The organism is Chryseobacterium limigenitum (assembly GCF_900114875.1).
GTDB classification, from domain to species: Bacteria; Bacteroidota; Bacteroidia; order Flavobacteriales; family Weeksellaceae; genus Chryseobacterium; species Chryseobacterium limigenitum.
Window position 1 is genome coordinate 1 of the sequence record NZ_FPKW01000024.1, and the last position, 16,700, is coordinate 16,700.

At 31.2% G+C, this 16,700-nt stretch carries 10 protein-coding genes; 8 read left to right on the forward strand and 2 right to left on the reverse strand.

Going from position 1 to position 16,700, the window contains the following annotated elements:
• The 6 genes from BT156_RS19310 to BT156_RS19335 form a co-directional block, all read left to right on the forward strand.
• Positions 1 to 319, forward strand: a 319-nt coding sequence (locus BT156_RS19310) for an integrase core domain-containing protein (protein WP_139255526.1), incomplete at its 5' end; no start/stop codon positions are given.
• Positions 320 to 1,062: 743 nt separating this feature from the next.
• Positions 1,063 to 1,713 (forward strand): hypothetical protein, encoded by a 651-nt coding sequence (locus BT156_RS19315; RefSeq protein WP_072412575.1) that lies wholly within the window; start codon positions 1,063 to 1,065, stop codon positions 1,711 to 1,713.
• A 196-nt stretch (positions 1,714 to 1,909) separates the two neighbouring features.
• On the forward strand, positions 1,910 to 4,219 hold the full coding sequence (locus tag BT156_RS19320) for a sensor histidine kinase (protein ID WP_083582410.1): 2,310 nt from the start codon (positions 1,910 to 1,912) through the stop codon (positions 4,217 to 4,219).
• Positions 4,191 to 5,327, forward strand: coding sequence for a hypothetical protein (locus tag BT156_RS19325; protein ID WP_072412576.1), 1,137 nt, complete (start codon positions 4,191 to 4,193; stop codon positions 5,325 to 5,327). Before BT156_RS19320 ends, BT156_RS19325 begins: the two co-directional genes overlap by 29 nt.
• Positions 5,302 to 6,108: a hypothetical protein gene (locus BT156_RS19330; RefSeq protein ID WP_072412577.1), complete on the forward strand. Its 807-nt coding sequence runs from the start codon at positions 5,302 to 5,304 to the stop codon at positions 6,106 to 6,108. The genes BT156_RS19325 and BT156_RS19330 overlap by 26 nt, the downstream gene beginning before the upstream one ends.
• Positions 6,108 to 7,973, forward strand: coding sequence for an HsdM family class I SAM-dependent methyltransferase (locus BT156_RS19335; protein ID WP_170857345.1), 1,866 nt, complete (start codon positions 6,108 to 6,110; stop codon positions 7,971 to 7,973). Before BT156_RS19330 ends, BT156_RS19335 begins: the two co-directional genes overlap by 1 nt.
• 263 nt (positions 7,974 to 8,236) lie before the next feature.
• Here the strand turns inward: BT156_RS19335 and BT156_RS19340 are convergent, their stop codons facing one another.
• Complete coding sequence (locus BT156_RS19340) at positions 8,237 to 9,655, reverse strand: tetratricopeptide repeat protein (RefSeq protein WP_072412579.1); 1,419 nt, start codon at positions 9,653 to 9,655, stop codon at positions 8,237 to 8,239.
• A gap of 359 nt (positions 9,656 to 10,014) precedes the next feature.
• On the opposite strand from BT156_RS19340, the gene BT156_RS19345 reads away from it, so the two are divergent.
• Complete coding sequence (locus BT156_RS19345; RefSeq protein WP_072412580.1) at positions 10,015 to 12,387, forward strand: chitin binding peritrophin-A domain-containing protein; 2,373 nt, start codon at positions 10,015 to 10,017, stop codon at positions 12,385 to 12,387.
• Between the two features lie 285 nt (positions 12,388 to 12,672).
• Here the strand turns inward: BT156_RS19345 and BT156_RS19350 are convergent, their stop codons facing one another.
• Positions 12,673 to 12,942, reverse strand: coding sequence for a hypothetical protein (locus tag BT156_RS19350; RefSeq protein WP_139255527.1), 270 nt, complete (start codon positions 12,940 to 12,942; stop codon positions 12,673 to 12,675).
• Between the two features lie 736 nt (positions 12,943 to 13,678).
• On the opposite strand from BT156_RS19350, the gene BT156_RS19355 reads away from it, so the two are divergent.
• A complete protein-coding gene (locus BT156_RS19355; protein ID WP_072412582.1) occupies positions 13,679 to 16,660 on the forward strand; it encodes a VIT domain-containing protein in 2,982 nt (993 codons plus the stop codon).
• The last annotated feature ends 40 nt before the right edge of the window (positions 16,661 to 16,700 follow it).

The following is a 16,700-nucleotide window of genomic DNA, read 5'->3' on the forward strand; positions in this document are numbered from 1 at the left end:
TAGCTTGATTTTCCATTCAGATAGAGGGATACAATATGCGTGTACAGAATTTACATCAATAGTCGGAAAAAACATTACTCGAAGCATGAGCGGAAAAGGAAATTGTTATGACAATGCTGTAGCTGAGAGCTTTTTCAAAACTCTGAAAACCGAACTTGTCTATCAAAATAAATATGAAACTAGAGATCATGCTAAAAACTCTGTGTTTGAATATATAGAAACATTTTACAACACTCACAGAAGGCATTCGGCTTTAGGAAATTTAACCATAAAAGAGTATCAAAATTTAATGTCTAATCAATCTAAAAATGTAGCATAAAGAGTATATAAATTTTGTCTCAAAAATAGTTGCAAGTTCAAATCGCCTGAATGCAAGTGTAGAAACCATAACGAACTGGACGAAATCTCTAAATGAAAAAGGACTGTTTAAAAAGTATCGGATCGTAACAGGATATTATACCCATCAAAGGAGAATCATCACTTGTAGTTTTAACAAAAAACAAAATTGAAATGCAAAACTGGTGCTTTAAACATCTCCTTTATATGAACATTGTTTTTAACAAAGTAGATTAATTTATAATCGGTTTGATGTCAGACACCCAAATTGAAATAAAACCCGATTTTTGAACCGAGAATACTACTCAAATTAAGTTTTATCATAATTAAGATTGAAGAATATTGAATTGTTACTAAGGTTAAAAACATAAAATTGTTGTTTAACACTATTAAAATTAATAGCTTTACGCTAGTAAACGAACAAACAAAAAATTATAAGAATAAAAATTTCAATAGATATTTATTAGAATAAAAATATACTGCATTTAGCAAACTGATTTCTGTAATCGAAAAGTCGAAAATTTTGTAATCCACAGGAAAAGTTTAGCAAAATGCTTGAGTCTAAGGGCTTGAGCGTTGCTTTACTTTGTGGATAGGGCTTCGACTCCCTCGATTACAGGTAGAGACAAACGTCTCAAGCCTGTTTTTTTTGTTTTCATACATCGTTACGGGTTTCAGTAAGGAATATCAGACAAAAGTCTATAAAATTGAAAACCAATAAATAAAATGAAAACAAAATTTTCAACATTACTACTTATCTTATTAACTCCAATAGTGTTTATCACTTGCAGCAAACAATTTTCAGCAAATAACGAGGTAGATACATCATACCTCAATGAAGACGGAACAGACAAATTCTTATTAGAAAAAAATAAGTTTAGTAATTTCGTTGTACTAAGCAGTTCAACAGGAAGAAATAATGACCCTGTATCCACAGTTTACGTATTTAAAGGCGTTCTAAAAAACAACACAAAAAACATATACAAATCTGCAACTGTAGAAGGAGAAGTCATACTTGTCCTCGAAAATGGAAATGAGCTTAATTGTAGTAGTATTGATTCTTCTTTTGATCCAGTTTTGAGTTCTATTGCAAATTCCCAGACTAAGTACGACTGGAAACCAAACGAAATTTGGTCAATTGATGAATTAAAATCCTGTACAATTCCTATTGAATATTTTAATTATCCAGTGAAGCAGGTATTTACCCAGTATTATATTGATACAAAAGACCAAATCAATAATGCTTCTGAAAAAATATTAGTTTCACAAAGAGATGTGACTGATAGATGGTTGAAAGCGAAGGAGAAAATTAAGAGAGGTGGTTCAGACTGTACTGATTATTCATTTGATATTTCAAAATACGTAGAAAGCAAATAATCTTTTTATTACTGCAACACACGAAGTAATTATATATTCAGTGATAATTATCTTCATTTAAATATCATGTATGCGAAATAGTATTTCAGTTATCACTAATAAAAGAGATTTATTCACATTATTGTTATTTAACTGGAATGTGTTTTTGTAATTAAAAATACTTTTTTTAACTTACATTTGTCTACAAAGATATGTAATGTCTGAAAAAATAGAAATTCAAAAAAAATTACAAGATGTAATTATTAATGATCCTGATAATATAGATTTGATTCTCAGTCTATCAAGAGACTTGGCTTTATTAGATGAAAATAATGCCCGTTTTTTAGTAGATGCAGGTGTTATAGATAGGTTAGGAAAAGAATTAGTAGCTAGACACGAAACCGCAGTTTCTGAGCTTGTAAAAAATTCATTTGATGCTGACTCTACCTTTTCTAAAATATATTTTAATGATGTTGATGATTACGGAGGACAGTTAATTATTGATGACGACGGTAATGGTATGTCCAGAGAACAACTATTAAGTGGTTTTATGAGAATTTCGTCTACTGAGAAGATTCATGAGCCTTTATCTCCAATTTACAGCAGGAGTCGTGCCGGTAGAAAGGGGATAGGAAGATTTGCTACACAACGACTTGGAAGTGCTTTAACAATAATTACTCAAACAGCTGATTCTACAAAAGCAATAAAATTAAAAATTGATTGGGATAATTATAGCATTGATAAAGACCTGATGTCAATCTCAAATTCTTTGGAATTTGTTGAAAAAACAAAAACAAAAGGCACGACTTTAATAATTGATGATTTACGGGACTGGTGGTCAGAAGCAATGATTAAGAGAGTATATAGATATACTCTTGATATTATTCAGCCCTTTCCAATTTCAAATGTGGAAAATTTAAACCCAGAGAGTGATCACGAAATAATTAAAGACCCAGGTTTTACTATTAGTTGTTTTAAAGATTCGAATATAATTGCTGATACTCAATCTATGTTCTATGATCATGCTGCAGCGGAAATAATGGGTGGTATTGATGAGCATAATATGGGATATTGGAAGATTGTTGATAGTAAATTATCAGGAGTTACTACTATTTCAAATCAATTAATCAGTAAAGATGATAATATTGATAATGTTCCATATAAATTTTTAAAAGGTGTAAGTCTTAAAGCTTACTATTACATATATAATGTAGGCTTAATTCCGAAACAAGTTGAAACATATATTGATAGTAAAAAAGGTGGTATAAAAATTTACAGAAATGGCTTTAGAGTATTACCATATGGCGAAGAAGATAATGATTGGGTAACATTAGATGAATCTGTAAGGACTAGAAGGTATTTGTTTGTACATGGTAATCATAACTTTTTTGGATTTGTTGAAATAAAAGGAGATAATCCAAATTTTGTTGAATTGTCAAGTCGGGAAGGATTTTTGAGTAACGAAGCATATCAAGAATTAGTAGACTTCACATATAAATGCCTGACATCAGCAGTCAGAAGAATAGCATCAGAAAGAGGTATTAAAGAAACAACAGATCAAAAAGATTGGGATAGAAAATATTCTAGGACTGCAAAGCAAGCAGTTGAAGAAGCAGTTGAAATACTCGAAGATTTTGCTAATGAATTTGAAAAGGAAAATTCTGATGGTTTTACATTCAATGATGAGGAGACAAAAGAGAAGAACAGAGAAAAAGCCAATAAAGCAAGGGAAAAAGCTGAAGAGCTCCGTCATGCTCTAGAATTTATCGATGAGATAAATATGTTAAGAGTTCTTGCTGGTTTAGGAGTGGTGATTGGTGAATTTACCCATGAAATATTTCAATATCTAACACCTTTTGAAATTGACACTCAATTCCTTCTGGATAATTTACCTATAGCTAGTGAAGAATATGAAAAAGCATTGGACTTACAAGGTCGTTTTAAATCATTTAGAATCTATGCTTCTTATTTTGATGAAACAATTTCTGAGAATGTAAATAGAGAATTGAAAGTAATTGATTTGAGACATGTTATAAACCCATTTTTTAAAAGTTTGGAAAATGATTTATTGCGAAATAATATTGCTCTTGATGTAAATTACTTAGATATTGATTTATACACTTGTAAAATGCATCCATCAGAATGGGCTTCAATTTTGTTTAATCTTTATAGTAATTCTAAAAAGGCAATGAAAAGACGGGGAATTATTGATAGAAAAATAAAAATAAATGCGGGCAAATTAGAAGATAAGCTTTTTGTAGAGTTTTTAGATAATGGGGATGGAATTCCATTTGAAAATAGAGAGAAAATTTTTGATGCATTTTTCACAACATCTAGTCCAAGGAGTAAATCTAATATTTCTAATGAGTTATCAGGTACAGGACTAGGTTTAAAAATTATTAAAGATATTATAGAAAGTTATCAAGGAGAAATTACCGTAGAGAATCCTGAAGAAAATTATTCTACAAACATAAGAATCGAAATACCAATAGCAAAAAATGAAGACATCCCAAATGACTACTTTTAAAGTTTTATATATAGATGATGATAAAGATGAAAAATTAAAAATAGAACCTATTGTAAACTCTTTAACATCACAAGCGTTGATTGATATTGTTTTAAGTTATCCAGAAAAACTTGAAGACTATGTTGAAAAAATTAGATCTGAATTTTCGGATATCGATGCTTGTTTAATTGACTTAAAACTGAATGAAAATCTAAAGGGTAAATCAAATTATGCTTCATACCCAGCTCAAGTTCTTGCAGGAGCTATAAGAACATATCAAAGTGGCAAGGATGCAAAATTCAAAGAGTTTCCTATTTTTCTTATTTCTTCAGATGATAAGAAAAAAGATTTTTATGATACTGACGTATCTTCACATGACTTATTTGATTTTTTCATATCTAAAAATAATTTAGCAGCGGAAGGAGTATTTTATGAAAAAACTATGTATTCTATAATTTCATCTTATGTAGAAATTGAGAAAGGACTTAAAATTCATGATTTGTTACAAATTCCTAAAGAAGATTTTAAGTCTCTTAATTTTTATCATAATTTAGATAATAACCTAATATCAATAGTATCACAATACATAAATAATGAAGTAATAAACAAGGATGGAATATTGATTTCTGAAGATACACTATTCGCTAGATTAGGAATAGATAAGGAGTCTAAAAATTTGGACCCATTATTAGAAAGCATAAACTCCTATTGTAAGTATACTGGAATCTTTAGTTTTAATTCTGATAGGTGGTGGGCACAAAAACTTATATATTGGTGGGAAGATACTTTTCCCACTGCTAAAAGTTTAATTACTTTAAATGCTACTGAAAGAGTTAAATTTCTATCTGAAAAATTTGAAATACAAGAATTATTACCAGCTGTACCTATAAATTCATGGATGAGTTCTAAATTTTGGACTGTTTGCCAAATATTGAAAAAACCTATTGATACTAGAGATGGACTACTTCTTTTAAACAATTCTCAAATATGGCAAGATAAATCCTACGTTTCGATTAAGGGATTGATAGAATATGATTTTGTCAAGTTAGGGTTAAAATTACATCCTACTGAAAAGGATAGATTTCAGGAGCTTAAACAAAAATATGGAGCTGAAAGTTATGGAAATTAATGAGGAGTATCTTAAAATTAGAAAAGATTTAGCTAAGGATATTAGAGCATTTAGCAATGTACTCTATAAATATTTTCATAATGCATCTTTAGGAAATATAGAGGCTGCAATAACAACTTTAAGTTCTAATAGAGCTATTTTATGTAATGGTGTCGCTAGTGAAGAGAATTGGGGTTATAAAATCAATTCGCTAAACTTTAAATTAGAAAAATACCCTGAGAAAAGACATCCAAAAGATATAGAAAAGTTAGAACTTACTCTTGACTTTGATTTGGTTGGAAATTGTAATGATATTGGTACTCTAAAAGATCCTTTCTTATGGTTGATTTTCAATATTACAGTTTCAGGTGAATATAACGGACAGGATTTTATTACAAGTTACCATCTAGATAGACATCTATATAAGCCAGGAGATGAATTGCCAATAGAACCCCATCCTTTTTATCACTTCCAATTTGGTGGAAAAAATATCATGGATATTGGTAGAGATGTTGATTCGGGAAAGCTAATAATCTTTGAAGCCCCTCGAATAGCTCATTACCCTATGGAATTTGTTTTGGGAATTGACTATATTTTATCTTATTTCTTTCCGGATATAAGAGCCTTAATATTGCAGAGTGAACAAGAGTATGTAAATCTTATAGAAAAATATCAAGCTCGTATTCTTAAACCATATTATCATACAATATCAAGTACTTGGAACTATGATCACAATTCTTTAAATATTGGGAATCATTGGACTCCGTCTTTTTTATGTCCTCAATTAATAATCAATTCATAGTGAAACTTTATAAAGAAATTCTAAATTTTATAGGTAAATATTCATTCAATGAGTCACTGGTTAATAGATTAATCGTATCAACTTTTTGTCAATTAAACTCAATCTCTGTTAAAAATAATATCTTAATTAAAAGTTTACTAATTGATGAGGGAGATGCTGAAGAGTATCAGAAACTTTTAGATTTAATAGACTTATTTAATAGTGAAAATCAAAATTGTGATTTCGAATTGTTAATAACATTATTCGAATTTGTAGTATCTCCATCGGATAAAATTATTAACGGAGCTATATACACTCCATCAAATATTAGACAATTTATAATAAACTCATCGTTAAAGAATGAGGATTTATCAAAAAAAACATTTTGTGATGTAGCTTGTGGCTGCGGAGGTTTTTTATTTGATGTTGCTAAACTACTGTATAGTTCAGGTATCGGATTCAAAAATATTTACGAAAAGAATTTGTTTGGTATAGACATCAAGAAATATAGTATCTATAGAACTAAAATTTTACTTTGTTTATTGGCAATAACACATGGGGAAGATGAAGATAAGTTTAATTTTAACTTGTATGTTGGTAACTCTTTATCGTTTAATTGGCGAGAATCCTCATATATTTTTAGGGAAATAGGTGGGTTTGATTATATCTTTAGTAATCCACCCTATGTAGGCTCGACAAATATTGATGAAGATTCTAAAGCGTTATTGAAGAATTGGTCTGTTGCATCTACTGGTAAGGCAGACTTGTATATACCTTTTTTTGAATTAGGGTTGAAATGGTTGAATGAAAATGGTTCTTTAGGATATATCACAGTGAATACATTTTATAAAAGCTTAAATGGAAGAGCTTTAAGAAGCTATTTTTCTGCGAAAAAATATTCTTTTAAGATTATAGATTTCGGCTCAGAACAAATATTTAATAATAGATTAACATATACATGCATTTGTTTAATTGATAAAAAGGAAGGAGATATTTTATATTCAAAGTCTAAATTAGGTAATCTATCTAATCTGTCTGACAACAGTTTTTATTCAATCGATTATGAACAATTAAATGATCAAGATGGCTGGTTATTGGATGACTATGTTACTCAAGCAAACATCCGAAAAATTGAAAATATTGGTGATAGTTTGGGAAATTTATTTAATATTAGAAATGGTTTTGCTACTTTAAAAAATGATGTATTTCTATTTAAATCAGTGGGCGAAAATGAAACACATTACAGGTTTGTTAAAGATGATGTTGAGTATATTGTTGAAAAAGCATTGTGTAGAGATGCAATAAAACCAAATGTATTGAAAAAAGAAGAGGAGATACCTATTTTAAAAGAGAAGATTATTTTTCCTTATAAGATTGATTCTGAGTCTAAAATTGTTAGTGTTATTCCGAAATCGGAATTTGAAGAGAAATATCCAAATGCACATCTCTATTTGTCTAATTACAAATCAGAATTAGATTTAAGAGATAAAGGGCAAAGAAATTATCCAGAATGGTTTTCATTTGGAAGGACACAAGCTTTAAATATAAAAGGAAAGAAATTATTGTTTCCATATATATCAAATATGCCATACTTTGTTTATACAGATGATGAAGATTTAATGTTTTATAATGGTTATGCAATTATTTCAGATTCATTCGAGGATTTAATCTTTCTGAAAAAAATATTGTCTTCAGATATATTTTGGTACTATATTGAAAATACGAGTAAGCCGTATTCAAATAATTATTTCTCTTTAGCAAAGAACTATGTTAAAAATTTTGGAATTCCTTCTTTTAATAGAGATGAAAGAAAAAAGCTAATAAATTTAAAATCTAAAAAAGCAATAAATGCTTTCTTAGAAAAGAAATATGATTTATACCTTTAATTGGTTTAATGAAAAAGCTGTAAGTCATCATTTCAACTAAATTTACGAAACACGCTTAAACCCATCTACATCCATATAGCTCCTCATAACTCCAAAATTTTTATAGATTGCTGATATAAAGTAAATATAATATCATCCAACTCCTCATAAATACACGGGGGACATTACAGGTGGGACCACTTTTAAAATCAAGCACTTGCAGTAATGTGAGTGTTTTTTTTATCTTTTTGCAAGAATTCTGAGACACTATCCCCCAGAGTGTGTCATAAATTTTGAATCCAAATATTTAAGTCATCATCAACAGACAGATTTAATTTCTTTTTTAATCGATATTTCTTTGTTTCTACGGTTCTTAAAGATATGTTTTCACACTCAACAATATCCTGACTGGTAAGATTAAGTTTTATTAAGGCACATATTTTTAAGTCTTTCAGTGTGAGTAAAGGGTGTTGCGTTTTTAACTTTTCATAAAATTCAGGATAAACATCTTGAAAACGAGATAAAAAAAAAGGGTCATTTTTTTTTGCTAATTTTATTACTCCTTCGGTACTTATTGTAAGTTTATTTTTAAGAATTTCCGTTTCTTTAATTTTTTCGTTTAATATTTGAACTTTATTACTTTGATTTTTTATGTAGCTTTTTCTAATATAATAAATTGTTATCAGGGCAGAAGCGGCTATTAAAAATATAATTAGATAGAGTTGATACTTTTCATTTTTTTGTTGATTTTCTTTCTCTTTGATTACTTTTTCTATAGGAATATCTAAACTGCTTTTTTCTGATTCATTAATGCTATCATTAATATTACTGTATTTTTCTAAATACTCATTTGCCTTTTCTTTTTCGTTAAGAGATTTATATGTTTCTGCAATAGATTTATAAGCATCTCTCTTATCACTTTGACGTTGTGTTTTTTTAAATATATCTAATGCTTTCAGATAATATTTAAGCGCACTTTCATTATCTTTTTTCTCAGTATAAAATTTTCCGTAAATAAAATATGCTCGGGATTTTTGATATAAGGGATAGTTGTCGGTAATTTTCAGCGCTTTTTTTAAATAATACTCAGTAGAATCCAAGTGTATTTTATCTTTCAGATGTCTCGCTGCTATAGTAACGTATAATAGTGGTTCTGGGCCTAATTTTATACACTTATTTTGCATAATATACATGGAATCTATTAGATTCAATTCGTGAAAATTATCCAATTTCCAGGCATAGTTATAATACAGAAGATTGTTCTTGTTTTTCAAATCTTTCAGTTTTTTTGCAAAGCTGATAGATTTGTTAAAATTTTTAACAGATTCTTTAAATAAGCCTAAGGCATAATAATTTCTACCATACTGTGCATATAACCTGGACTCAAGAAGGTTATTTTTAATTTCACTAATTTGTTCTTCTGCTTTATCTAAGTAATATAAGCTTTCTTTATATCTATTTAATGTACATAGTGTTCTTCCTAAATTTATATACGCGATAACAAGAACTTCTTTATTGTTAGTTTTTTTGGATTGTTTAACAAGCTCTAAATTATATACTACAATCCTCTTATAATCTCCATGTTTTTCAAATTCGCCTGATATACTATCAATTTTATTTAAAGTAAAAATTTGTGAATAATAATTTTTTCCAATTAGGAATAAGAATAAAAAAAGAAACAGTTTGAGTTTTTGAGAAAACATGATGTTTTTATTTAAAACAAAATTAATTATTTTTTAATTTATTATGATATAATTGCTTATTTCTGTGAAATTTTAATCATATAAAAATATATTTTTAAGAATGAAATATATTTTCTGGAATAAAATAAACCTTATTTAGGTACTACATATACACTTTGTTTTATGTTTAAATATTTGATTTTTAGGTATTTGAGTTTTTCCAAGTAGGAATGCAGTAGATATTTTCCGTATTGATGACGGTAACTTTGCAGAACAAAATTATCAAGTAGAGAGTGCACTTCTCAAAGATAAAAAATTAGATTCTGAAAACACATTCATCAGTTACAAAAAAAATTTATTAAACACTAAATTTAAGGAAAATGAAAAAAAACATTTTATTATTATCAGCGATAGCAATTTCTGGATTATCGATTGCACAAGTAGGTGTGAATACTCCTAATCCAAAATCCACTTTTGATATTACTGCAAAAAATCCTACAGGCACTGCAAGAACAGCAGAAGGACTTTTGGTACCTAGAGTTGACAGACAAAGAGCGCAATCGATGACAGGTGTTGAAACATCTACGTTAATTTATATAAATAATGTTACAACAGGTACGCAATCTGGAGCTGCTGCTCAAATAGATTCACCAGGATATTATTATTTTGACGGAACATTTTGGACAAAGATGGTTACTGACCCTACATTATTTGCAGATACCAGTATTTATGAAAACAATGGAACTATCAGCTCTAACCGAGTTGTGGCACAGGCTGATAAAACATTAGCCTTTACAAGTACTGCTACAACAGGAACGAGTCATTTTAGTGTAGATGGAAAGACTTTCTCCATAGATGCTCTAAATAATAGGGTGGGAATTGGAACCATTGCTCCGCCATCAGTATTGTCAGTAGTGAACCCTACTGCCGGTAATACGATTGATGCATTTTCAGCAGGAATAAATAATTGTGGTACACCCTGCGGGCAGGGCACCGCGAGGAATATAAATTTATTTAATGCAAACGGTACCAACTCTCAGTTTGCAAGTCTGGATTTTATTCCAGCTATCACGGCAGATGGTATTAGCGGTGCTTCTATAAAAGGGATTGACAGAGATAGAAATAATGGTTATGCAGGACTACAGTTTTATACAAGAAATGCCTCCGGATATGCTCCAAGAATGACCATGAAATCATCTGGTAACATTGGTATTGGCACTCAGACACCTACCAATCTATTCCATATAGAATCTGCTACAAGTGGTGCTGTAAAAATTGTAGATGGTACTCAGGGAGAAAACAAGGTTTTAACATCTGACGCAAATGGTGTGGCAACATGGCAGGCAATACCGATACAGAATTCCCCTAATATTTATAATACGAACGGAACAGTTATAGGTAATCGTATTGTAACACAAGGGGCTAATACATTAGCTTTCACTGGAACTTCTGCAAATTTATTTTCTGTAGACGGTGCAACATTTTCTGTAGATGCCGCTAATAATAGAATCGGAGTAGGTACAACTACACCTACAGCAACAGTTGATATTGTAGGTACCACCTTTGGTATTAAGAATTCTGCCGGGAGTGGAAGTTGGGATAATCTTTGGTTTAATGTAAACTCTTATGTTCCGTCTATCAATGCTTCTGGAGCAGAAAATGGGTTGCAATTTAACGTAGGAACTAATGCTACTGGAACATATGGTGATGGACAGACTCTTAAAACCGTTGCCACAATGAAAGCTAACGGAAGTGTTGGAATTGGAACAACAACTCCTGCAAATAGTGCTATTCTTGAATTATCCTCTACTAATCAGGGCTTTCTTCCACCAAGACTTACTACAGCACAAAGGGATGCTTTAAGTCCTAAACCTGCGGGATTAATGATTTATAATGTAAGCACCAATTGCATGGATTTCTGGAATTCTGCTTCATGGGTATCGATGTGTGGCAGTATTACTCCACCACAGGGAAATATAACGGCTATTAATTGTATAAGTGTTGGTAATAACGGAACTTTAACAAATGGTATAAGTGCTTCTGGAGTAACTTCGATTATACCTTATTCTGGTGGTAACGGTGGTACCCATGTTGGTCAATCCGTAAATTCAACAGGAGTAACAGGTTTAACAGCAACTTTAACAGCAGGAAGTTTTAGTAATGGAACAGGCTCTCTTACATATGTTATTACAGGGACTCCATCAGGAACAGGTACAGCCAATTTTGCTATAAATATTGGCGGACAATCATGTATACTCTCAAGGACAGTAGTTGCCGCCGCTGGTTCTATTTCAAGTCTAAATTGTGCAGGAGCAAGTACCACAGGTGCACTATCGGCAGGTACTGCTGTGTCAGGTGTAGTTTCTACAATCGCTTATACTGGAGGAAATGGAGGTTCGTATACAGGGCAAACAATATTGTCAACAGGCGTAGCTGGTTTAACGGCAACTTTATCTGCAGGAAACTTTGCAAACGGTAATGGAACAATTATATATACAATATCTGGAACTCCAACAGGAGCAGGGCCTGCTAACTTTACCATTAATATTGGAGGAAGCACTTGTACACTTTCAATACCAGTAGAAGTAACAGCATATGTCTGTAAAGGTCAACAAGGAATTTATATAGACCCTAATAATCCGCAAAAATATTACAGATGTATACTTGTCAACAATAAAATGGAAACATATAAATTTACTTGCCCATCAGGTTCATTATTTGATGATACTTCAAAGCTATGTATTATTCAGTAATGAAATACAATTACAAAAAGCTGAAAGTAGATAATTTTTAACGATATTTTCATTAGTGTTTCGTGTTAAGAATGTGAGAGTGATGAAATAGATCACTCTTTACATTCTTTTCGAAATAAAAAATACCTAATAATTCAATATTATTTATTAAAACATTCTCATTACAAGCATTTATAGTCAAATAAATATACAAACTATTAGAAATAACAGACATAATATTATTTTTTTTCAAATCCAAAATTTATCAGTTGGGAAAAATTAATTACAGTAAAAAATAGTTAATATTTACATTCCTCCCAATATTTCAAACATATAGCTGAAAACAAGTGGATTTCCATTAGTAATTCTCAATTCTCCTGTAGTTTGATTTAGTGTAATCGTACTTGTCCCTAAGGCGGTACTTGTGCCAGTAGTATCCCATGAAATACTTGTTGCAGTTGAACTTATAGTTCTGGCCAAACCATCATATCCCTTTATTTGAACATCTACAAAATGTATCGGATTTGCAATACCTCTACCTACGACAGTAAAATCTCCATATGCATAAGCTTGCAAAGTTGCATTATTAAGGTCAGAACTCTCATCTACATGATGAACAAAACGAATCCTTACTATTGTATTATTTAATGGCAAAGTAGTTATAAGATAATTACCCCTGGACGAAAACCTCCAGAAACTGTAGTAAATCCATTTGGAGCATATTGAACTGTCCCAGTAGTTCTATCTCCATACAAAGGAATAGACGAGTTTGATAATCTAAGAGCCTGTTTAAAAAAGTAAAAATAAAAAAGAGTAAGGGGTAAAGGTTTTATAAAATTGCCATTTAGAGTTGCAAAACAAAAACGTTAATGCATCCAACGGACTTACACCAAACTCACTGGCAATTGGTTGATTACTATCATTCATCAATCTCAAGTATAACAATTAGGAATATATTTATAGCGGATATTTACTCTAAAACATAGCCTTGGCGGTGAGTCAGGGCTTGTTTTTATATAATCCGGGATCCGGGTACGAATAGTTTTTTCCTCTCCTCAATTTTTTTGCTACATCACTTTGGCAGCTATATTCTCCTTTTTTAATCTTCCGGATAACTTCCTTAGATTTTTTTAATAAAGCTCTTTAGCTATATGGATATTTATCTTTTTGGACGACAAACTAATGCAGGAAATCCAAAGATTAAATGGTATTATTAATGATTTTTAAATTTTAATAAAATTATTTCCAACCTTTTTGGTTCGCAAAGCATCTTTATAAATAGAGACATTTATTAACCTCAAATATTTAAAAGATGAAGAACATATGCCTGAAACTTTTGCTGTTTTTCCCCATGTTATATTGGGCGCAAATACCGATTATTGAAACACCCGATAAAAAAGGAGGATTTGAGAATAATAATAAGGTTATTCTTCACAAACTGAATATCGAAACCAAAATTACGGCAGGAATTTCCACCAACGTTATCACAATGGTTTTTAAAAATAATTCTAACCGATTAATGGAAGGCCGATTGACGTTCCCGCTTCCGGAAGGAGTGAACGTGAGCGGATATGCTTTGGATATTAACGGAAAACTGCGAAATGCTGTTCCCGTAGAAAAAGAAAAAGCAAAGGAAGTTTTTGAAACTATTCAAAAAAGAAATGTAGACCCCGGAATTTTAGAAAAAGTGGAAGGGAACAATTTCCGAACAAGAATTTATCCGATCAATGCGAATGGAGGAGAAAGAACCGTTCAGATTTCTTATAATTATGAACTGAAAAAGCAGGGGAGTAATTACCAATATTTTTTACCGCTTAATTATTCCGCTCAAATTCCTGAGTTTACTATAAAGACAAGTGTTTTTCAGAATACGGTTTCTCCTCAGTTGGAAGAAAAGCCTGATGGAAGCTTTAATTTTGTTAAAAACGGAAATGTTTGGGTTGCCGAAACTCACCAATTAAATTATAAACCAACTCAAAATCTGAAGATTAATTTTCCTCAGACTGAAGGAACTCAAAATGTATTGATTCAGAGAGCCTCAGATAACTCCTCTTATTTTCTTGCTAATCTAGGAATTGATCCCAAAGAAAAAGCAAAAAAGTTACCTAATAAATTAGCCATTATTTGGGATAACTCTTTAAGCGGATCAAAACGAGATCATACCAAAGAATTTACTTTACTGGAAGAATATTTTAAGGTAAATAAAAACCTTTCTGTGAAGATTTATTTCCTTAATAATACGTTTGATGAAGGGAAAAACTTAAAAATAAACGATGGAAACTGGAGTGAATTAAAATCATATTTATCCCAAGTTACGTATGATGGAGGAACTGATTTCGGACAATTAAAATCAGTAAAAGAAGATGAGGTTTTATTTTTCACAGATGGGCTGTCTTCTTTCGGAGACCTGAAAATGGCTATTAATAGGCCGGTTTATACAATTTCTTCATCCGGTAATGCGAATTTTAATCAATTAAAATTTATCAGTAATAAAACAGGAGGTGAATTTTTAAACTTAAGTGAAAATGACGCTAAAAAGGAAGTCCGTAAACTGTTATATCAGGCTTTAAAATTTATAGGAATTGAAAATAATTCTTCATTGACGGAAGTTTATCCTTCATTGTCACAAACGATCTCTCAGGATTTTGTACTAACAGGAATTCTAAACGGGAATCAGGCAACCATAAAAGTTTTATTTGGCTACGAAAATGAAGTAACAGAGGCAAAAGCTATTTCTTTAGATGTGAATAGACAATCTGTAAAAGATTGGGAGATTTCTCAATTCTGGGCTCAGAAAAAACTGAATGAACTGGAAATGTTTGAAAAAGAAAACAAAAATCAGATCAAAAATATCAGCAGACAATTCGGTTTGGTAAGCAATAATATGAGCTTAATGGTATTGGAAAATGTTCAGGATTATGTTCGATATGAAATAAATCCGCCATCTGAACTGCGTGAAGAATACAATCAGATTGTAAAAAATAATCAGGCTCAAAAAGATGCTCGCGTCAATGATCTGATGGCAAAAGCCGAAATAATGACCGGAAATCTGAAAAAATGGTGGGATACAGATTTTGAAAAGAAACCCAAATATTATCCGACACCCAGACGGTCAAAAGATACAGCGAGAGTTATGGATATTGAAGAGGTTGTAGTAACAGCTTATGGTATTAAAAGAAGTGAATCTTCGGTTGCATACGCATCTAGTACCGTTGTTTCATCTCCGGTACCAACGCCTTCAGCACAAGCCAATGTAGTGCAGGCTCTTGAGGGTAGAGCTCAGGGAATATCTATAAGAGGAGCTGGTTCTGTGCAGGGAGATTCAAAGAGTAAAGAGATCGCTGAAACAATTATTCAGAAAGGGAAAATAACAATAGTAGATGTAAAATCCGACGCTGCATACATGAAGTTTTTTGGGTCTGCTAAAAATTCAGAAGAGATCTATCAGACATATCTTGAGCATAGAAAAGACTACGCTGAAACTCCTCAATATTATTTTGACGTGGCTCAGTTATTTTTCAAAATTGATGACAAGAAAACAGGCTTAAAAGTATTGAGCTCTATCGCTGATCTCGATCTTGAAAATGAGGAATTATACAAATTATTAGCTTACAAATTAAAACAGGCTGAGGTTTACGATAAGGAACTTTGGATCAGTAAAAAAGTACTGGAATGGCTACCTTTCGATCCTCAAAGTTACAGAGATTATGCATTGGCTTTGGAAGATAACAAAGATTATCAGGGAGCTTTAGACAATTTATATAAGATTTTAAATCAGTCTTATACCCGCGAAATGGCCAATCGTGATCACGGAATCGAAGAAACCATCATCATGGAGATCAATGAACTGATCAGCAATCATAGAAATGAGTTGGATATCAAAAATATCAATCCTAAAATCATTGCAGACCTGCCCGTCAATATTCGTGTGGTGATCAACTGGAACAAAGACAATACAGACATCGATCTTTGGGTAACTGATCCCAACAATGAGCGTTGCATGTATTCTCATAAATCAACAGAAATTGGTGGTAGGTTAAGTGATGATTTCACGGGAGGTTTCGGGCCGGAGCAGTTTTTATTGAAAAAAGCCATCAAAGGAAAATATAAAATTGAAACTAATTTCTATAACGAAAATCAGGTAAGTATTGCAGGCGCAACAGCAATTATGGCAGAAGTTTTCATCAATTATGCTTCCGGAAAACAGGAAAGAAAAATTGTAGTTTTCCAAAATAAAAGTGAAGCAGATACAGGAAATCGTGACGGAGTGCTAATCGGAGAATTTGAATTTTAGATAAAAGGATGTAATATGTTAATATGAATGTTAGTGTGGC